This window comes from Spiroplasma endosymbiont of Dactylopius coccus, assembly GCF_977110965.1.
Genome location: NZ_OZ373019.1, coordinates 1,342,951 through 1,364,272, shown reverse-complemented (window position 1 = coordinate 1,364,272; position 21,322 = coordinate 1,342,951). Strand labels below are relative to the sequence as shown.

The window sequence follows — 21,322 nt, the reverse complement described above, 5'->3', positions numbered from 1 at the left end:
ATAAAAAACAAAACTTACTATTTTAATATTTTCAATAATGTGTAAGTTTTGTTTTATTTTCTTTTTTTATTTGGTAAATATAATATAAAAAGTAATAAGGAGAAAAACAATGTTGGAAAAACATGAATTAGTAGAAAAAATATTATTAAGTACTGATGTAATTAATAATAAAATTATTGAACTTGCAAAATCAGTTAATAGTTATTATAAAGATAATAAAGAGCCCATTATTTTAGTAGGGATATTAAGAGGATGTTTACCTTTTTTATCACAATTTATGTTAAATCTTAAGATTGATTGTTTGGTTGATTTTATGTATGTAGAGTCATATTTAGGGCAAACAAAGGCGGTAAATAAACCAAAAATAAGAATGGATGTTATTAATAATGTTAAGGGTCGTGATTTATTAATTGTTGAAGATATTATTGATTCAGGTAATTCGTTATTTAAAATTCGTGATCATTTACAAGAACTTGGAGCAAAATCGGTAAAAATAATTACTCTATTAGATAAGAAATCTAAAAGAGTTGCTAAAATTGAAGCTGATTGATATGGTTTTGAAGTTCCTGATCATTTTTTAGTGGGATATGGTCTTGATTACGATGAAAAATTGAGAAACTTACCTTATGTTGGTATTGCTGACCTTAATAAAATTGCAATTTTAGAAAAATGTAAAAAAGTAGTTAAGTAAATAAGTTTAGAAGTTAATAATAATATTAAAATTTTTATTTTTTAATATAGTTCAAATATAATTAGCATTATTTTATTATGATAAAATTATACTATTAGCAGTTTTTAAGTTGTATAAGAATATTGGAGTTATAATGAGCAATCTTTTTGTTAATGTTTTAAGAGGAATCAAGAAAAGATTATTACAATATTTAGGTATTATAATACTATTAGTTATTGTAATTTCTACTCTTTCTGCGCTTTATAGTACAGCATCAAGAGCTGAATCGAGTTTTTATACAGTATTAAACAATAGTGGTAAATATGACTATCGTATTAATTTACAATTATTAAATAATTATAAAGATACTGCTACTGTAACATCAAGAATCCAAACAATTATCAAAAAACAATTTGAAGGTCATCTACATGAATCAGAAATTTATGCACAGATAGATGAAATTAAAGAAAATAATCTTAGAAATAATAGTTTTCCTACCCTTCCTTCGGGAGTAGAAATTAATAAAGATTTTGAAAATTATTTGTTAAACTGAGGATTAAGTTATCAAGGAATATTATTTAATGATATTTTAGAAAACGAAGTTAAAAATGATGAAATTTATAATTTGCAACATTATGAACTTGCTAAATCATTTTTTAAAACTTTTGATTATGAAAACGTTATTTCTCTTAAAAAAAATTATTATTCATTAGAAAATGGATTTTATACTTCAGAAAAAAGTGAATCTTTTGATTTTGCTCCAAAAAGAAATAATATTAATGAAGTTTATATTTCCGAAGGCATTAAACCTATTAATCCATTAGAAATAGTGATCAATCCTGAATTTGCACGTATTAATAATATTAAATTAAATGATTATATAACAGTTATTGATAAAGTTGAAAAATTAAAAGTTGTTGGTTTTGGCTATGCTTATTGGGGAATTACTGGTAGTCGTACTGCAACAAATCCTAATCCGACATCTGAAAATACAAGTCCTGTTTATATGTCAAATCAATGGTTTAATAATTTAATAAAAAATTCTACATTTAGAACTAATTTAAATAATATATTTTTATTAAGAGTTAACAATAACGATAGTTATTTTGTTAGTAAGTTAGAAGAACTTTTAATTAAAACTTTTAGTTTTAGTTTTGGTTCAATTATTAGTAGTGATAGTGAAGATATTCGTTCAGGACAAATTTTAGAGAGTTTTAAAATGGAAAATATAATGTTTACGGCAATTACTCTTGTAGTATTATTAGTTATTATTTTTATCATTATGTCATATGTTAGAAAAGAAATTGATTTACAAAAACCACAGATAGGATTATTAAAAGCTCTTGGTTATAGTAATTTTCAAATTGCTATTAGTTTTGTAATTTTAATATTTTTGATAACATTCATTTCTAGTATTATTGGTTTAGGTATTGGTCTAGGATTACAAATATGATTTAATTCGTTAAATAACATTGGGTTTTTTATGCCATTACCAATACTATTTTTTAGTTGGATAGTATTTATTGTAAGTTTAATAATTATTCCTATTATTTTTATAGTAATTAGTTATATGCAATCGGAAACAAAATTACGTGTTAGTCCATTATTATTAATTTATGATAGACCAAGTAATTCAAGTTCTAAACTAATTTCAGTTTTAAAATACCCCTTTCGTTATTGACCATTTAAACAACGTTTAGCAATTGCTTTCACTCTAAAATCGGTTGGAAAACTATTTTTAGTATTTTTTACTTTTATTTTTGTTAGTTTTTTATTACTATTTCAAAGTTCAGCTACTGATTTATTTGATAATAAAATAAATAATTTATATGGATATTACAATAAAGATGTTAAATGAAATACATCAACTTCATCAATGTATACATATACTAATGATTCTAATTTAAGTATTGATAAGCAGGTTTTTGATTGAGTTTCAGAAAAAGATATTGTGAAAGATAAAGAAACTGGTACTAATAAATATCATCAATGAGTAGCTGATGATTTTCATATTGATAATGATAGTAAAGCTAAAAAAATTGAAAGTGTTATTAATAATAATAATTTTAAAGATTATTTTATGAATAGCGAAGAAATTAATATCCTTTATCAAAAAACTAAGACTAAATCTGATTGTGAAGATTTTATTAATCCAAAAAAGATACTACCTGAACCATTAATGGAAATTATTTGTCAAAATATTCATCAAATATTTAATTATATTTCAACAAATACAGGTATTAATCCAGAAATAAACCCGTTGCCTGGTATTAGTTTAGGTTTAAATATTTATAATAATAAGTATTATCCAACTATTGAAATAAATTTAAGACCTCCTAATGAATGAAAAGGACATAATCAGGGCCGCATGCTCACAAAAAAAATTAAAGCAACAGGACTTTATAATGATCCATATCAAGATTTAGTTTGAAAAAATTGATTTAACTTTAAAGAAGCAAAAAATCGTGATATTGATCCTATTTTTAATAATTCTCATAATTTACAAGCACAAAAAGTTACTTATACTGATAATCAAGGACAAAATATAACAACTACAGCTTATATTTTACCAGCAGTTATTTCAAAAACATTATCAATTTTAAATGATTATAAAATTGATGATCACTTTTTAATGTTAGCAAGTTGATATAATTATACAATTCCAGTAATTTATCAAGTTAAAGGAATTATTGAAAATAATTTAGACAATTCGAATGTTTATATTAATCTTGATGATTTACGAACATCTATTGGATTAATAAAACCTTCCCCGTCAGAAGATCCAAAACCAATATCAGATTCTTTTAATCATTGATTATCCAAAGAGAGCAATATTTTTCCATTAAATTATATAAATATTTTGCAACCATCTGTAGAATATACTAAAGAACAAATATTAGCAAAAAATTTAGAACCTATTAATAAAATACCTTTTATTAATGATTTAGTTAAAAGATTATTAGTTGAAATATTTGATGGAATTAGAACAATTATAAATATTACAAAAATTTTAACATTATTTGCTGTAGCTTTTGTATTGGTAATTATTGTTAATATGATTTTAGATAATAATTTATTAATTATTGCAATGATGAAATCTTTGGGTTATCGTGTAAATGAAATTAACAGATTGATTATTGGCTCCTATATTATTGCTTTATTGGTTGCTTTTATTTTAGGTACTATTATTTCTTATGTTGTGTGAAATATTATTACTTTAATTATTGCAACTAAAGCAGGCGTTGTTTTTAATGTGGCTGCTAATCTAGTTACAATTTTATCTTGCTTTGGAATGGTATTTTTAATAATGGTTATTGGCTATGCTGTTGGGTTATATTTAATTAAATACAAACCAGTAACAGCTTTATTACAAGGAAGTTAAAATATTTTTTAAGCATTTCTATATAAATAAGATAAAGTAATTGATAAAATGAGTGTGTTATTTATAAAAGCATGGAATTAAAAAGGAGAAATGATAATGAAAAAAAGATAATAAGGAAATTAAAAAAGATGATAAAGACATTGGAAGTAAACAAGTAACTAAAAATAAGTTAGAATCTAGTTTTACAAAGAAGTCAGTATCTAAAACCGAAGGTACAATACCACCAGTAACTCATAAATCTCATGATAAACCAGAATCAAAGGAAGAAATAGAAGCTAATAAAGCTAAATTGCAAGCCTTTAAAGATAATCAAAAAGCAATTAAAAAATTAACAAAAACTCATTCAAAAGAAATTTTAACAGGTAAAATTATATCAATGACTAATAATACTCCTGATACTCAAACTAATGTTATTGAATTATTTGATGTTAAAAAATATTACTTAACTGGAGACTTAGAATATGAAGTATTAAAAGGAGTTAATTTAAAAATTAAATTAGGTGATTTTGTTGTTATCTTAGGACCATCGGGAAGTGGTAAGACAACATTATTAAATATTATTTCGGGATTGGATAAACCTAATACTGGTGATGTTTTTGTGGCGGGATACAATTTATCTTTATTAAAAGATAGTCATTTAACTAAATTTAGACGAGATAATGTTGGTTTTATTTTTCAACAATACAATTTATTAACTAATTTAACTGCTCGTGAAAATGCTGAAGTTGGTGAAAATCTTGCTAAAAATAAAAATAAAAATATGAGTATTGATGATATTTTTCAAGTTATTGAAATGGATGAACATATGAATAAGTTTCCAAGTCAATTATAAGGTGGACAACAACAAAGAGTATCGATTGGTAGAGCACTAGCAAAAAATCCGACAATTTTATTTTGTGATGAGCCAACAGGAGCACTTGATGAGGAAATGGGGCGTAAGGTGTTAGAGATTTTATTGGATGTTAATCGAGAATATAAAACATCAATTATTATGGTTACTCATAACCCTAACTTCCAATATGTTGCAAATACTGTTATTAACGTTAAAAATGGTAAAATTATTAGTGTAAAGAATAATGAAAAACCAATGAAACCAAGTGAAATAAATTGAAGTTAATATTATTAATTAAATAAACTAACAAATTGTTAATAGAAAAAATATCATAACAAAGGAGTAAAAATATGATATTTTTTGAAACCCCTAGATTAAAAATTAGACAGTGAAAAGATAGTGATTTAGATGAACTTGTTTTATTAAATTCTGATAAAGATGTCATGAAATATTTTTCTAGTACATTATCAAAAGATGATACAGAAAATTATTTTTTGAAAATTAAAAATAATTTAAATAATAATGGATTTGGTTTTTATGCTGTTGAATTTAAAAAAAGACAATAAATTTATTGGTTTTATTGGCTTTAGCGAAGTTGATTTTAGACCATGTATTGAAATTGGTTGGCGTTTTAAAAAAAGTGTTTAAGGTCAAGGAATAGCAACAGAAACAGCTAAAAAATGTTTAAAATATGCAAAAAACAATTTAAAATTAACTGAAATTTATAGTTTTACTAGTATATTAAATATTAAATCAGAAAATGTAATGAAACGAATAGGTATGAAAAAAATAAAAGAATTTTATCATCCAAAAATAAATAAAAGTGATATTTTAACAAAACATATTTTATACAAAATTAATATTTAGAAGGTAATGTTTAGTAATCTGTGTAACTTACAAAAATAACTATGTTTAATTAATTCTATAATAAACCTAGAAAGAGTGAATTACAGATGGCTAAAAAGCAAAATATTAATAATAATGATCCAATATCAAAAGCAGTAGATTTATTATTAGAAAATACTGAAGATTTAACAACAGTTTTTAAAGAGGGAGGTTTGTATAAAGAATTAACAAAAAGATTAGTAGAAAAAATGTTGAATTCTGAGATGCAAAATTATTTAGGATATGATAAGAATCAACATAGTAATAGTGACAATGCTCGTAATGGTATAAGTTCAAAAAAATTAATAACTCAACAAGGTAAAATTGAGATTGATGTACCACGAGATCGCAATAGTAATTTTAATCCTGTAATAATTGCAAAAAGACAAAGAAGATTTGATGGTTTTGATCAACAAGTTCTTTCTTTATATGCAAAAGGTATGACATTATCAGATATTAGAATGCAATTACAAGAGTTATATCATGGTGCTGATATTAGTGAAAGTGTTATTAGTCAAATTACTGATGATGTTATTGATGATGTAAAAGCATGGCAAAATCGACCATTAGATAGTATTTATCCGATTGTTTATTTTGATTGCATAGTAGTTAAAATACGACAAGATAAACGCATTATTAACAAATCTGTGTATATAGCTTTAGGAGTTGATTTAGAAGGTAAAAAAGATGTTTTAGGCTTATGAATTAGTGAAAATGAAGGTTCTAAATTTTGATTAGCCAATTTCACAGAAATGAAAAATCGAGGCTTAAATGATATTCTTATTGCTTGTAGTGATAATTTAACAGGAATGTCAGAAGCAATACAATCAGTTTATCCTAAAACAGAACATCAATTATGCATCGTTCATCAAATTAGAAATAGTTTGAAATATGTCTCATATAAGCATAGAAAATCTCTAGTTGCAGATTTAAAACCAATTTATACTGCATGTAGTGAAGAACAAGCAATGCAGGCTTTAGAAACATTTGAAAATAAGTGAAATAAACAATATCCTCAAATTGCTAAATCTTGATATAAAAATTGAGAAAATTTGATAGTTTTTATTAGTTATCCAACAGAAATTAAAAGAGTAATTTATACCACAAATGCTATTGAATCTGTTAATAGTCAATTACGAAAAGTTATCAGAAATAAAAAAGTTGGATGGGTTACACTTTATTGGACACTAATTACGTAGACAAGTGAACAAATTAGTGAAAAGAAAGGAAGTATAATTATGGCCAATATTAACTCATATTCAGATGAATTTAAAAAACAAATAGTAGCTTTATATCAAAGCGGTAAGTCAGTGTCTTGTCTTGCTAAAGAGTACAATGTTACAAGAGCAGCTACTTATAATTGAATTAAGCAATTTACTAATTCAGACAGGTTTAAAACTAAAGATAATCGTTCTGTTGAAGAAAATGAATTAATTAAATTAAGAAAAGAATTAAAACAATTAAGAATGGAAAATGATATTTTAAAGCAAGCAGCACTAATAATAGGCAGAAAATAAAAATTATTGTCAAAAATAAAGTTAAATATAAAATTCGCACAATGTGTCGTTTTTTGAAAATATCTAAATCAACATATTATTTTAACTTAAAGAAAAAAGAAAATAAAATCAAAAATAATATGTATGATGAAGCTGTTATTAGTGCTTTTAAAGAAAATAAAGAAGTTTATGGTACTAGAAGATTAAAAAAAATTTTAGAAAACCAAGAAATTTATTTATCACGCAGAAAAATTAAAGAAATTATGAATAAGCATAATTTAATATCAAAATACACTAAATTATCATTCAAAAATCATCATAATAAAGTCAATAATAGTCAAATAACCAATATTGTTAATAGAAACTTTAATAATAGGGTTAAAAATGAAGTTATTGTTAGTGATTTAACTTACGTTCAAGTTAATGGTAAATGAAACTATATTTGCCTATTAATAGACCTATTTAACCGAGAAATTATTGGACATAGTGTTGGAGTTAAAAAAGATGCATTACTAGTATATCAAGCATTTATGCAATCAAATCGCTGTTTAAAAGATATCCAAATATTTCATAGTGATCGAGGTAATGAATTTAACAATAAAATTATTAATAATCTTTTATTAGCATTCAATATTACTCGATCTTTAAGCAAAAAAGGTTGTCCTTATGATAATGCTGTTGCTGAAGCAACTTTTAAAACTTTCAAAACTGAATTTATTAATGATAAAAATTTTACATCATTAATCCAATTAAAATTAGAATTATTTGATTATATTAATTGATACAACAACATAATAATCCACAGCACTTTAAACTACTTAACTCCTATCAAATATCAAGAACAAGTGTCTACCAAAAAATAGTCCTAAAAAGTGTTGCCATTCCACAAAGATACACAGATTTCTAAAAAGCCTCATTTAGAAAGTAAAAAATGTTTAATAAATTATCTCTAATTTTTATAGATATCTATTAGTAGAAATATTTAAATTAAACTTTAATCCTTATTATAAATATAAGGGTTTTATTATAAAATTTAAAATTAATTGTTGACAGTAGAATTTGGTATTGAAAATTGATATCATTATGTATAAACCTAAACAATCTTATTTAATTTAATTTTTTTATTTTAAATACTTATTTTAAATACAAAGGATGAAAACAATGAAAGAAACTAAACTTGAAATTAATGGACGTATTTTGACAGAGCAAGAAGCATTAAGATATCAAAAAATACAAGATTTATATAAGCAAAATTATGATATTTATGGGCGTAATTGAGAAAGAAATTATAATTGTGAAACTTTAAATAGCGAATTTAGAAATAAAAATAAAGAAGAGTTAGCAAAATTTGTTGCTAATTTACCTAATGATCAAATTAAAATGGCAGGTAGATTAATGACAAAAAGAGAAATGGGAAAGGGTTCAATCTTTGCTCATTTGCAAGATCAAACAGGTAAATTTCAAATTTATTTAAAACCAGAATATGTTAATCAAAAAAAAATTGAATGATTTGCAGAATATGCAGATTTAGGCGATTTTTTTGGTATTAAAGGTAAGGTTATGAAAACCAATAAAGGAGAACTAACAGTTCAAGTCTATGATATTGTAATGTTATCAAAAGCACTTAGACTTTTACCAGATAAATTTCATGGTTTAACAGATATTGAAGAACGTTATCGACGAAGATATGTAGATTTAATTATGAATCAAGAAACTAAAAAAACATTTTTACAACGTACACAAATTATTAATGAATTAAGAAGTTTTTTAAATAATAAAGGTTATTTAGAAGTTGAAACACCTATTTTACAAGAAGTATATGGTGGTGCTGCCGCTAAACCTTTTATTACTCATCATAATACATTAAAAACTGATTTATATTTACGAATTGCTACTGAATTACATTTAAAAAGATTAATAGTTGGTGGTTTTGAAAAAGTTTATGAAATTGGTAGATTATTTCGTAATGAAGGTATGAGTAAAAAACATAATCCAGAATTTACAACTATTGAAATTTATGTTGCCTATCAAGATATGAAATATATGATGGATTTAACAGAGTCTTGTATAAAACATTTAATTAATACAGTGCATAATAAATTAACATTAGAATATGATGAAAATATATTAAATTTTGAAAAATCATGAAAAAAAATTAGTATGATTGATTCAATTAAAAAAGCTATGATCAAAGATGAAGAGTTTACTAAAATTTTCCAAGAAATTAGTGATATGATTTTAAAATATCATAATATTGAAGATGATAATATTAGAAATATTGAAAAAAATAAAACATTTAAACTTATATTAAAACTTGCAAAAAATTATAAACTTCATATTCCAGATCATTATAATAGTACTGGTCATATTATTAATTTATTTTTTGAATCTTTTGTTGAAGAAACTTTAATTCAACCTACTTTTATTTTTGATTATCCAATTGAAATTTCACCACTTGCTAAATTAAATAAAAATAGTAAAGAGTTTACTGATCGTTTTGAATTATTTATTGCTGGTAGAGAATATGCAAATGCTTATTCGGAATTAAATGATTCTTTGCAACAATATAATCGTTTTGAAGAGCAAGTAAAAGAAAAAAATAGTGGTAATGATGAAGCAGCAACTATGGATTTAGACTTTGTTGAAGCATTGGAATATGGTATGCCACCAACAGGTGGATTGGGCATTGGTATTGATCGTTTGGTTATGTTAATAACTGGTCAAAATAGTATTAAAGATGTATTATTATTTCCACATATGAAACCCAAAACTGAAAAATAATTTTTGTGATAAATTTTTATTATATAAACATATAATAGTAATTTATCTTTTTTTAAAAAAAAGATAAATTAATTAGCTATAATCAAGATAGTTCTTTAGAATAAGGAGCGTTTTATTGTTATTAACACAAAAGATTGAAAAATATAAGTTTTCAAACCCATTGTTTTATTTAAAAACAATTGGTTTTTTTATTTTATAAATAAAATTTAGGAGAATAAGATTTATGCCTTGATTTAATGAATTAATAAAAAAATTTAGAAATTATCCTTTAACTGATGAAAATTTAGACGAAGTTGTTGAAACTTTTAAGAATTTTTTTAAAGAATACAATGAAAAAGATAATTTTTTTTCTAATTCAGAAGATACTGATTTTGAAAACCCAAGTACATCAGCACCATTAACTCAATTAAAAGAAAATAAAAAAACTGATTTAGATAAATTAATTAAAGAATTAAGAAATGATTTAAAATATAATTTCTTTTCTTATTTTTGAGAAAAAAAAGAAAATTTAAAATTAATTAGACAATTAGATTATTTTTTAATAGAACTTGATAGTAAAATTAAAGAACAAAATGAAAAATTATTATCCTTGGAGAAAAATAAAACATTAATTGAACAAAATAAAATTAATAAAGTTAGCCAAAATAGTACTGAGTTTACTGAAATCACAGATTATTTTAATCTTTTTAATTTTTTAAGTGAAACAATAAGTAATGATATTATTTTTTTAAAAACAATAAATTTAAACATTTTTGAAAATAAAAAAGAGTTTTTAAAAAAAACACGAGAATTAAAAATAAAAATTGATAAAGAAATTCGTAGTCTATATCAAAAAAATGAGGAATTAGAAAATAAAAAAGAGAAAATTTTTGAAAACCTTTTTAAAGAAGAAGTTATGACTCAATTAATTTTATCTTTTTGAGCATTTAGAATGAAAAGTGGAGATGAATATAAATTAATTTTAAATGAAGATAAAGATTTAAAAAGTAAATTTGATAAAAATTTTGTATTTTTCTTTGAATTAATAGATGACATATTTAACCGATATATTAAAAAAATTATTAAAAATGAAGAAAGAATATACAATGATATATTTGAAAAATATAATGATCGAGAAAAAGAATTAATAAGTGAACAAGAAGAAATTATTAAAACTAAAGATAAAGTGAAAGAAAGTATAGAATTATTTAAAAATGAATTAGAAGAAAAAAAAGAACAAATTATAATACATGAGAAAGAGATAGCAGAAAAAAGAAAACAAATTGAAAATTTAGAAAAACGAAAGAAAAATATAAAAATTAAAAAAATTACTTACTTGCAAGATTTAGAAGAAAATAAAAATAATATTGAAAATTTAATATTTATTCCAAATATTTCAGATGATAAAAAAGGAAAAAAACAATATTTAAAAGAAATAGATGTAGTTATTAAAAAAAAGAATAGTGATATTAAGAAAAAGAATGATTATATTGCGGAGTTACAAGATAATATTACAAGACATGATACTGAGTTAAGTATTAATGATAAAAAAATAAAAAAAATTGAAGATAAAATTAATAAAATTGAGGATTTTTTTAAGCAAAATAAACATACGATGATGTTTGAACTTAAAAAAATAAAAGAAAAATGAATTAAAAATATTAGTAAAGATCAAAAAATATTTATTAATTTCTTAAAAGAAGTTAATAAATTAGAAAATATGGAATTTATTAAGATTATTGAAAATTATTGAGAACAAAATGCTGATAGTATTAAAAAATTTAATGAAAATTTTAACGTTCAAAATAATTTAGAAAACATAAGAGAAGAAAATGAAAAAATAGAAAATGAATTTAAAGATGATTTCACAACTTTAGAAATTAATTTTAAATTAAAAGAAAAAGAAATAATAGAAAACGCAATTAGAGAAAAAAAAGAAAAAATTCAGGAGTCTTTAAGAACAATTAATCAATCAAAATTAGTAAGTATTGACATCCAAACCGAAATAAATGAAGAAAATGAGAAACCTAGTTGACAAGATCAAAAAATTGAAGAACAAAATAAAACCATTGAAAAACTAGAATTTCAAATAAATTATTTAGAAAAAAAATTAATTTCAATAAAGGAATTACATGAAGATGAAGTAAAAGATTTATCTACAACATTGGAAAATATTAGAGATTTTTTTGCAATGGAAATTAAAAAAACTACTGAAAATTGTGATAATTTAAAAAATAGTTTAAATAAAAAAAATTCAAAAAAAGAAGAACAAAAAATTAAAAATAAATTAAATGAAGAAGAAATAAAATTAACATCTTTAAATGAAGTATGAAAATTAATAAGTACTGAAATTCCAGAGTTACAGCAACCTTTATCAGAAGAATCAAAAAATGCAAGCAAACAAAAATGAGAGAATATGGGCTTAATAGAATCTCAATTACCTTTTGAAACAAAAGCAGAAATATTAAATACAATTTAAACTAATAAGATTAAATTTATTATTGTATCAAGTTTAATTTATAGAAAGAGAAAAAAAGTACATTAGAAAAAAAAGAGTATTTATTAATAAGAAAAATGAAAAAATAATACAAGTTATTATGAATAATAACTTAGAAAAAGTTAAATTATTAGTTAGGAATGCTGTTAGTATAAATTATGTAAATTAAAGATGGTTTCACTATTTTGATGTTAGCTATCGAAGATAATGATTTAGAGATAGTTAAGTATTTAATAGATAATAATGAAATCTTTATCAAGTAAATGAATATGGACATAATGCTTTAATGTTAGTCGTTTGAAATAATCATTTGGAAGTTTTTAATTTTTTTTAATGCAAAATACTAACGATGTTTTAGATGAAGAAATTTTAGAACAAAATGAAGATAAATTATCAACGTATGAAAGTATATTAAAAGAAAATAAAGACAAATTACCAACACATGAAGAAGCAATGAAATTTCAACAAAAAATTAATAAATCTGATTTTTTAAAGATGAAATAGATTGGCAAAAGCAATTATGAAGCTTTTTAGAAATCTGTGTATCTTTGTTTTACAAAGTACTAGTTAAGATTAATTCTATCTTCAAATTTTATCATAAAATGAGCAATTGCTGTATTTCAATTTTGAATGGGCATTGTTCATTTTTTCGTTATATTTTCAATTGCTAAATAAAATATGTCATTATTTAGTAAAAATTTCCTATTAGTTATCGAGTAATAATTTCCCAAAAGTGAAGTTATTTATATAACTTATAATTAATAATAATTCGATTTAAAACAGCCCTAAAAAGGGCTTTTTATTTTTTGAATACTAAACATATAAATTTTTAAATCGTTTGAATATGAGCAAATTTGGTGCCTTAAAATTCATTTTAAATATATAAAGATATTGCAATTGCAATATCTTTTTTATAATTTTAGTGATTTTATTTTAAAACCCTTATAATTTTTATTTTCAAAGCTATTAATTTCAACTTCATCAAACTTTTTTATTTTTAACTTTTCTAAATTTTTGTTATAAATTTCCATTTTTAAATTTGATATTTTTTTTAATTCTTCTTTTATTGAATTAAATTTAATTTCAAAATAATTTACTTTTTGAGAAATAATTCTATGTCCATTTTCATATTTTCTTATTTCATTTCTTATTTTTAATTCATTTTTATTGTTAATATCTTGATTTGTTAAACAAGATATTTTTTTATTTATTTCTTTTTCTTTTCTTTTTTCATTATCTAGCTTTTTCTCCAAACTTCTAAATTCATTACTTAACTTAGAACCTGTTTAGGATCTTTTTTAACTTATTTTTGATTAAATTAATATCATAAATGTTATTTTATAGTTGAAAAATAAATTTTTAATCGATAAGTTGTCAAATGATAAAATCTTTTTAACAAAAAAATGACAAAGAAAATAAAATGTTAATTAACTGTCAGGTTAGAAATAATTATTCCCTTTTTTAGTTTAATTATGTTTAAAAGATTCCAAACAGGTTCTTAGAAATTTGATTTTGACTTTCTTGTAATTGTTTATCCATATATTAAAAATCCTTTCAAAATTAGAAACCTAATTGTTTAAAAATAAAACAATTAGGTTTCTAAAACTATTTTTAATTCATATTTATTATATTCATTAAAAATTGGTTTGTAAATAAAAAAGTTCCTATATGAAAAAAAGGAACTAAATTTTTAGGGGTTATTTAGAATTTGTGTTTATTTAACAGTGTAACTTTCCAAAATAATTTAATTTTTGATAAATATTTTTGGGAAATTTTCACTCGATATTGACATTATTTTCTAATGTTTTAATTTCTTTAATCACTTCTTCATCATAATCATAATATTCTGTAAAATCAAAACCATGATTTTGAATATAATGAAAAATCTTGGGAATTACAGGTCCATATACTCAAGCTTCAAATTCTTCTTCAAATAATTTTGATTTTTTTCTTTAAGGTAATCTAAAAATAAAAAATATAATATTTTTTGAATTTTAACTGATAGTCTTATTTTATGTTTTTCAACTAAATACTTAGTTATTGATAATAAATTATCTCTTATTTCCTTTTTTTCATTTTTATCACCTATCTATTTACACTTTCATTTAAATATTAACATATTTAAAAAATGAATAAAATAATATACAAAGATATAATAAAAAAAGTTACCAATTAAGGTAACTTTTTAATTAGGTTGACACCTAATTATTTATAAAATAAAAAATAAGTTTGAGAACTTTTTTATATCATCATCATAATATACTGGATGGGTTACACTTTATTGGACACTAATTACGTAGACAAGTGAACAAATTAGTGAAAAGAAAGGAAGTATAATTATGGCCAATATTAACTCATATTCAGATGAATTTAAAAAACAAATAGTAGCTTTATATCAAAGCGGTAAGTCAGTGTCTTGTCTTGCTAAAGAGTACAATGTTACAAGAGCAGCTACTTATAATTGAATTAAGCAATTTACTAATTCAGGTAGTTTTAAAACTAAAGATAATCGTTCTGTTGAAGAAAATGAATTAATTAAATTAAGAAAAGAATTAAAACAATTAAGAATGGAAAATGATACTTTAAAGCAAGCAGCACTAATAATAGGCAGAAAATAGAAATTATTACTAAAAATAAAGTTAAATATAAAATTCGCACAATGTGTCGTTTTTTGAAAATATCTAAATCAACATATTATTTTAACTTAAAGAAAAAAGAAAATAAAATCAAAAATAATATGTATGATGAAGCTGTTATTAGTGCTTTTAAAGAAAATAAAGAAGTTTATGGTACTAGAAGATTAAAAAAAATTTTAGAAAACCAAGAAATTTATTTATCACGCAGAAAAATTAAAGAAATTATGAATAAGCATAATTTAATATCAAAATACACTAAATTATCATTCAAAAATCATCATAATAAAGTCAATAATAGTCAAATAACCAATCTTGTTAATAGAAACTTTAATAATAGGGTTAAAAATGAAGTTATTGTTAGTGATTTAACTTACGTTCAAGTTAATGGTAAATGAAACTATATTTGCCTATTAATAGACCTATTTAACCGAGAAATTATTGGACATAGTGTTGGAGTTAAAAAAGATGCATTACTAGTATATCAAGCATTTATGCAATCAAATCGCTGTTTAAAAGATATCCAAATATTTCATAGTGATCGAGGTAATGAATTTAACAATAAAATTATTAATAATCTTTTATTAGCATTCAATATTACTCGATCTTTAAGCAAAAAAGGTTGTCCTTATGATAATGCTGTTGCTGAAGCAACTTTTAAAACTTTCAAAACTGAATTTATTAATGATAAAAATTTTACATCATTAATCCAATTAAAATTAGAATTATTTGATTATATCAATTGATACAACAACATAAGAATCCACAGCACTTTAAACTACTTAACTCCTATCAAATATCAAGAACAAGTGTCTACCAAAAAATAGTCCTAAAAAGTGTTGCCATTCCAATATTTTATTAGGTATCACTCCACTTTTTATTTATCCATGCAAGTCCACATGCTAGCTACTATTTTTAACAACTGTGTTGTAGTTCACTTTTTTAGTTCCCTAACACGTGTTGATAATAGCGTTAAAGACGTTTATTAAAAATTTTAAAATTTTACAATTACAAAAAAAGACAAGATTATTTCTTGTCTTTTTCCTTTGATAATAATTTTTATTTTATCTTATAAAATCTATATTTTTTAAAATACGTCGAATATAAATTTAATGGTAAAAGAGAATTTAATTTGTCTATCATCATTTTTAAATGGTAATTTTGGAAATAAGTTACTAATATGATAATTAATTATTTCGTAAATTTGACAACCGCCCAAAATACATTTTAATCGATAAAAAATATTGTTGACATTTAAAAATGTATTTTTTTATTTTTTTTAAAAATAATAATATAATAAGTGTATAAAAAAGGGGTTTTTATAAAAATGAAAAAATGATTAAATATTTTAGGAACGATTGGATTTACAACAGTAAGTACAACAGCAATAGTTGCTTGTAAAACATCAGAAAGTATTTTAAGTAAATCATTTGCTTCTAGTTACAATGTTGATGACTTTAGTAATTTAGAAGGTTTTGGTATTAAATATAATGAAGAAAATAATACATATGATTTTGTTTGATCAAAATTAACAGTAGATTTAGCAACTATTATAGTACCAATTAATAATACAGTTCCAGTTCAAAAAATTTCCAAAGATAAAAATATTGAAGTTAAAGAAAATGAATTAATAGCAATATATTCTGCAGAAGATCAACAAGGTTTAATTATTGGTTCAGAAAATTTTATTACAATTAAAGTTAAATTAAATTTATATAAAGGAGTAAAACAATAAACAAATAAAGTTGAACTAGTAGATCAAACAGTTGAATATGATGTTTCATTAAATTTATTTGTTAAACAAAACTTAAAATTTTTAACAACTCCAACTGTAAATTGTAAAGCAGATATTGCTGAATTTAAAACTATTTTAGTAAAAGAATTAAAAAAAAACAAAATGGTTTTTCAAAATTAGATATTAATATGATTAATATTGTAAAAGTAGATGGCGATCCTTTAACTACAGAAGATTTAAAAGAACATGATACACATGTTAAATTAACATTAACAGATGAAGGAAAGAACCATTTTATTGGTGAAAATAACGATTTAAAAGTTAATTGAGTTCCAGAGGTTTAATAAAATAAAAATGTAATATTTTAATTTATGAAAGGAAAATATATATGAAAACTTTAGTAACATTATTAGGAACGATTGGTTTAGCGTTTACAAATGCAAATAATTTTTTAAATATAAATAATAGTCCAAAAGAAGTTAAAGAAATAACTTATGAATTTAGTGAAAATAAAAAAGATATTGTTCATAGTTATAAAACTTCATCAGTATCAAATCCAGCTTATGAAAGTTGAGATTTTGTAGTTTCTACAGGTTTAAAATCTTTTCAAAAACCAAAATCTATTAGAACCTGTTTAAGAACCTGTTTAGGATCTTTTTTAACTTATTTTTGATTAAATTAATATCATAAATGTTATTTTATAGTTGAAAAATAAATTTTTAATCGATAAGTTGTCAAATGATAAAATCTTTTTAACAAAAAAATGACAAAGAAAATAAAATGTTAATTAACTGTCAGGTTAGAAATAATTATTCCCTTTTTTAGTTTAATTATGTTTAAAAGATTCCAAACAGGTTCTTAGAGGTATAACTACTGCATTATTTTTTGATAATCTTGATTGACACATTCAATTTTTATTTCCTGCAAAATTAACATTCGATATGTCATTTTCTAATGTCTATTTAACTAGAAGTTGGATGGGTTACACTTTATTGGACACTAATTACGTAGACAAGTGAACAAATTAGTGAAAAGAAAGGAAGTATAATTATGGCCAATATTAACTCATATTCAGATGAATTTAAAAAACAAATAGTAGCTTTATATCAAAGCGGTAAGTCAGTGTCTTGTCTTGCTAAAGAGTACAATGTTACAAGAGCAGCTACTTATAATTGAATTAAGCAATTTACTAATTCAGGTAGTTTTAAAACTAAAGATAATCGTTCTGTTGAAGAAAATGAATTAATTAAATTAAGAAAAGAATTAAAACAATTAAGAATGGAAAATGATATTTTAAAGCAAGCAGCACTAATAATAGGCAGAAAGTAGAAATTATTGCTAAAAATAAAGTTAAATATAAAATTCGCACAATGTGTCGTTTTTTGAAAATATCTAAATCAACATATTATTTTAACTTAAAGAAAAAAGAAAATAAAATCAAAATAATATGTATGATGAAGCTGTTATTAGTGCTTTTAAAGAAAATAAAGAAGTTTATGGTACTAGAAGATTAAAAAAAATTTTAGAAAACCAAGAAATTTATTTATCACGCAGAAAAATTAAAGAAATTATGAATAAGCATAATTTAATATCAAAATACACTAAATTATCATTCAAAAATCATCATAATAAAGTCAATAATAGTCAAATAACCAATCTTGTTAATATAAACTTTAATAATAGGGTTAAAAATGAAGTTATTGTTAGTGATTTAACTTACGTTCAAGTTAATGGTAAATGAAACTATATTTGCCTATTAATAGACCTATTTAACCGAGAAATTATTGGACATAGTGTTGGAGTTAAAAAAGATGCATTACTAGTATATCAAGCATTTATGCAATCAAATCGCTGTTTAAAAGATATCCAAATATTTCATAGTGATCGAGGTAATGAATTTAACAATAAAATTATTAATAATCTTTTATTAGCATTCAATATTACTCGATCTTTAAGCAAAAAAGGTTGTCCTTATGATAATGCTGTTGCTGAAGCAACTTTTAAAACTTTCAAAACTGAATTTATTAATGATAAAAATTTTACATCATTAATCCAATTAAAATTAGAATTATTTGATTATATCAATTGATACAACAACATAAGAATCCACAGCACTTTAAACTACTTAACTCCTATCAAATATCAAGAACAAGTGTCTACCAAAAAATAGTCCTAAAAAGTGTTGCCATTCCAATACTTACATAAGTAAGTAATCTAAGTATATATTAATTTTAGAGATTTTAAAATAAATTTTGGAAAATAAAAAAAGTTATCATTTCTGATAACTTTTAACCTTAAACCTAATCTATTATCTAACCTAATAGATTAGGTTTTATTATACATTATTTTAAGATTTTGGGGAAATATTATTTTCAAAAGAAAGCAAAAAATAGAGAAGCAACTATTATCATCAAAATTATTGTTGCTGTCATCATAATAGTTATTAAAAAAAACTTATTATTATAGATTTTACCAACAAATTTTTCCTTTTCTATTTCATGAGTTATAACATTTTTTGTATCCATAATTTACTCCTTGAATATTTTACTTAACTTAATAATATTATACTATCATAATTATCTTGAATTTAGTATTATTTTATATATATTTGCTTTAATACTATTAATATATTCTAGCGTATGCTTTATCATCTTCGCCAATTTTACCCGTAATATATCACATATTTTCAATTTTTCCTAATGTTGCTTGTAAATAAAAATTTCATTTCAAATTATTATTTACAATACAATAATTTAAAAAATTATTATTTTCAAAACTATTTTCTCAACCACCAATATTACCATTATCTTTGATTTTAAATTTGTAATTATTTAAATTATAATGTTCGTTAGTTATTCCATATATATTAGCAATACCACTTTCTTTTTCAAGTTGTATTGTAGCACCAGAAGTATTATGACTTCAATAACCGAATCTAAGGTTATTAACCGGCGGGTTATCTTGCAAAATTAAATCTTTTAATAAAATTTCTTGAATTCCATCATATTTTTTTGGATTGGCAAAATTTTCTTCTATAGAAAAATCAGTATATAAAGTTGATGTTATAGTGGGAATTGAATTATTATGCACTTCTTGTATTGTTTCAATATCATAATTATAATAAATAGTTATTGATTTATAATATCTTTTTAAATCATTAAAAGATTTAATTAATAATGTAGGGTCTAATAATAATTTCAAATCAACTTCATAATTAACTAATTTATTTGAATTAGCATTTCATCAATTATCAAGATTATCTTTTACTGGAATTGAACTTGTATCTGTTAAAGGAATATTATTTGATGTCATTTCTATTTTTAAATCTGGATTAATAATTATTGATTTTGCTATATTTTGAGGACTTGGTGGTAATATTTTTGCTGGATAACTAAAAGTAGTTTCTTCAGTTTCTGAATATTCATCATTATTTAATTTATATAAAGTAGTTCAATTAAACATATTACTAGTAAATAATCCCATATTATTATATCTAAACTGTGCAACTGATATTTCATTATAATCACCTTGATAAGTAAATGGATTATCACTATAAATGTATGTCTTTCTTCACCTTGATGTAATGATTGAGTTACAATTGTATCAATAATATAAGCATAATTTGAACCATCAATAACTCCATTTGCTGTTGGATTTCATTGACAATCTTTATCTTCATTTGTAAATGGACTTGCTATATCTAAAAACTCTGTATCTTCTGCTAAAATATAAACTTTATTATTTTTCTTTTGTGATAAATCAACAGTTGATATTTGTTCTTTTACAGTTAATTTCTTACCAGTAGTAGGGTCTCATGGATAAACACTTACTCTATCACTTAATTTCATTGTCATAGCAGTTGTACTAACATGTGAACCTAACATTTTACCTAATGCAAATTCACTTGAATTACTAAATACATTTAAAGGTATAAATCAATTTGTATCATTATTACCAATAATACTTGATAAATTTGAAGCAAAAAATGCTGACATAAAACCATTAAAAAATGACATATTTTTATATTGTTGAGAATTTTGAGTAATAATAAATCCTACTGGTATACCTAATGTTAAAGCATTTAATAATTTACCTACTAATGGAATTGAACTTAAAGCAAATGGTAATCATTGTAGACTATCATAAGGCATTTGAATTAATGAACTAAATACTACACTATTAAAATTTAATATTGCTGACATATATTTTTGACTTATTTTTTTATAATCTACAGTTGGACTTCCTATAACTAAGCCAGTATCTACATCTTTAAATTTAAAATTACTAACTTATTTTTGATTAAATTAATATCATAAATGTTATTTTATAGTTGAAAAATAAATTTTTAATCGATAAGTTGTCAAATGATAAAATCTTTTTAACAAAAAAATGACAAAGAAAATAAAATGTTAATTAACTGTCAGGTTAGAAA

Annotated in this window: 18 protein-coding genes and 3 pseudogenes; 16 read left to right on the top strand and 5 right to left on the bottom strand. The window is 22.4% G+C overall.

What is annotated here, in order from left to right; translation table 4 throughout:
* Positions 1 to 109 precede the first annotated feature (109 nt).
* The 11 genes and pseudogenes from hpt to ACXUB0_RS08490 all read left to right on the top strand — a co-directional run bounded on the left by hpt (position 110) and on the right by ACXUB0_RS08490 (position 13,026).
* Positions 110 to 691, top strand: a complete 582-nt coding sequence (hpt, locus tag ACXUB0_RS08540) for a hypoxanthine phosphoribosyltransferase (protein WP_252319078.1) — start codon at positions 110 to 112, stop codon at positions 689 to 691.
* Between the two features lie 133 nt (positions 692 to 824).
* On the top strand, positions 825 to 4,052 hold the full coding sequence (locus ACXUB0_RS08535; protein WP_458258399.1) for an FtsX-like permease family protein: 3,228 nt from the start codon (positions 825 to 827) through the stop codon (positions 4,050 to 4,052).
* Positions 4,053 to 4,320: 268 nt separating this feature from the next.
* Positions 4,321 to 5,169, top strand: a pseudogene (locus ACXUB0_RS08530) (ABC transporter ATP-binding protein).
* Positions 5,170 to 5,234: 65 nt separating this feature from the next.
* The gene (locus ACXUB0_RS08525) at positions 5,235 to 5,450 is read left to right on the top strand and encodes a GNAT family N-acetyltransferase (RefSeq protein ID WP_458258398.1); all 216 of its coding nucleotides are present in this window, start codon (positions 5,235 to 5,237) and stop codon (positions 5,448 to 5,450) included.
* Positions 5,451 to 5,541: 91 nt separating this feature from the next.
* Positions 5,542 to 5,751, top strand: coding sequence for a GNAT family N-acetyltransferase (locus tag ACXUB0_RS08520; RefSeq protein ID WP_458258810.1), 210 nt, complete (start codon positions 5,542 to 5,544; stop codon positions 5,749 to 5,751).
* A gap of 86 nt (positions 5,752 to 5,837) precedes the next feature.
* Positions 5,838 to 6,932 (top strand): annotated as a pseudogene (locus tag ACXUB0_RS08515) (IS256 family transposase); the annotation flags it as partial.
* 75 nt (positions 6,933 to 7,007) lie between these two features.
* Positions 7,008 to 8,128 (top strand): IS3 family transposase gene (locus ACXUB0_RS08510; RefSeq protein WP_458258397.1). Its coding sequence is split into 2 segments (ribosomal slippage): positions 7,008 to 7,251 and positions 7,251 to 8,128, totalling 1,122 coding nucleotides; the frame shifts between segments, so codons are not numbered across the junction.
* A gap of 298 nt (positions 8,129 to 8,426) precedes the next feature.
* Positions 8,427 to 10,046 carry a lysine--tRNA ligase gene (locus ACXUB0_RS08505; protein ID WP_458258396.1) on the top strand — a complete coding sequence of 540 codons (1,620 nt, stop codon included), beginning with the start codon at positions 8,427 to 8,429 and terminating at the stop codon, positions 10,044 to 10,046.
* Positions 10,047 to 10,269: 223 nt separating this feature from the next.
* Positions 10,270 to 12,504 (top strand): hypothetical protein, encoded by a 2,235-nt coding sequence (locus ACXUB0_RS08500; RefSeq protein WP_458258395.1) that lies wholly within the window; start codon positions 10,270 to 10,272, stop codon positions 12,502 to 12,504.
* 182 nt (positions 12,505 to 12,686) lie between these two features.
* On the top strand, positions 12,687 to 12,785 hold the full coding sequence (locus ACXUB0_RS08495; RefSeq protein WP_458258809.1) for a hypothetical protein: 99 nt from the start codon (positions 12,687 to 12,689) through the stop codon (positions 12,783 to 12,785).
* A gap of 70 nt (positions 12,786 to 12,855) precedes the next feature.
* A complete protein-coding gene (locus ACXUB0_RS08490) occupies positions 12,856 to 13,026 on the top strand; it encodes a hypothetical protein (protein WP_458258394.1) in 171 nt (56 codons plus the stop codon).
* Positions 13,027 to 13,085: 59 nt separating this feature from the next.
* Here the strand turns inward: ACXUB0_RS08490 and ACXUB0_RS08485 are convergent, their stop codons facing one another.
* Positions 13,086 to 13,253: a hypothetical protein gene (locus ACXUB0_RS08485; RefSeq protein WP_458258824.1), complete on the bottom strand. Its 168-nt coding sequence runs from the start codon at positions 13,251 to 13,253 to the stop codon at positions 13,086 to 13,088.
* Positions 13,254 to 13,433: 180 nt separating this feature from the next.
* The gene (locus ACXUB0_RS08480; RefSeq protein ID WP_458258083.1) at positions 13,434 to 13,775 is read right to left on the bottom strand and encodes a hypothetical protein; all 342 of its coding nucleotides are present in this window, start codon (positions 13,773 to 13,775) and stop codon (positions 13,434 to 13,436) included.
* 1,086 nt (positions 13,776 to 14,861) lie between these two features.
* On the opposite strand from ACXUB0_RS08480, the gene ACXUB0_RS08475 reads away from it, so the two are divergent.
* The 5 genes and pseudogenes from ACXUB0_RS08475 (at position 14,862) to ACXUB0_RS08455 (ending at position 19,060) form a co-directional block, all read left to right on the top strand.
* Positions 14,862 to 15,982 (top strand): IS3 family transposase gene (locus tag ACXUB0_RS08475; protein ID WP_458258393.1). Its coding sequence is split into 2 segments (ribosomal slippage): positions 14,862 to 15,102 and positions 15,102 to 15,982, totalling 1,122 coding nucleotides; the frame shifts between segments, so codons are not numbered across the junction.
* 500 nt (positions 15,983 to 16,482) lie between these two features.
* Complete coding sequence (locus ACXUB0_RS08470) at positions 16,483 to 16,890, top strand: lipoprotein (RefSeq protein ID WP_458258392.1); 408 nt, start codon at positions 16,483 to 16,485, stop codon at positions 16,888 to 16,890.
* A 188-nt stretch (positions 16,891 to 17,078) separates the two neighbouring features.
* Positions 17,079 to 17,234 (top strand): hypothetical protein, encoded by a 156-nt coding sequence (locus ACXUB0_RS08465; RefSeq protein ID WP_338987926.1) that lies wholly within the window; start codon positions 17,079 to 17,081, stop codon positions 17,232 to 17,234.
* Positions 17,235 to 17,278: 44 nt separating this feature from the next.
* Complete coding sequence (locus tag ACXUB0_RS08460; RefSeq protein WP_458258391.1) at positions 17,279 to 17,572, top strand: hypothetical protein; 294 nt, start codon at positions 17,279 to 17,281, stop codon at positions 17,570 to 17,572.
* A gap of 368 nt (positions 17,573 to 17,940) precedes the next feature.
* Positions 17,941 to 19,060: pseudogene (locus tag ACXUB0_RS08455) on the top strand (IS3 family transposase).
* A 196-nt stretch (positions 19,061 to 19,256) separates the two neighbouring features.
* On the opposite strand, the gene ACXUB0_RS08450 reads toward ACXUB0_RS08455, so the two are convergent.
* The 3 genes from ACXUB0_RS08450 to ACXUB0_RS08440 all read right to left on the bottom strand — a co-directional run bounded on the left by ACXUB0_RS08450 (position 19,257) and on the right by ACXUB0_RS08440 (position 21,092).
* Complete coding sequence (locus tag ACXUB0_RS08450) at positions 19,257 to 19,415, bottom strand: hypothetical protein (protein WP_458258390.1); 159 nt, start codon at positions 19,413 to 19,415, stop codon at positions 19,257 to 19,259.
* Positions 19,416 to 19,512: 97 nt separating this feature from the next.
* Positions 19,513 to 20,352, bottom strand: a complete 840-nt coding sequence (locus ACXUB0_RS08445) for a hypothetical protein (protein ID WP_458258389.1) — start codon at positions 20,350 to 20,352, stop codon at positions 19,513 to 19,515.
* Positions 20,322 to 21,092: a hypothetical protein gene (locus ACXUB0_RS08440; protein WP_458258388.1), complete on the bottom strand. Its 771-nt coding sequence runs from the start codon at positions 21,090 to 21,092 to the stop codon at positions 20,322 to 20,324. Before ACXUB0_RS08440 ends, ACXUB0_RS08445 begins: the two co-directional genes overlap by 31 nt.
* Between the last annotated feature and the right edge of the window lie 230 nt (positions 21,093 to 21,322).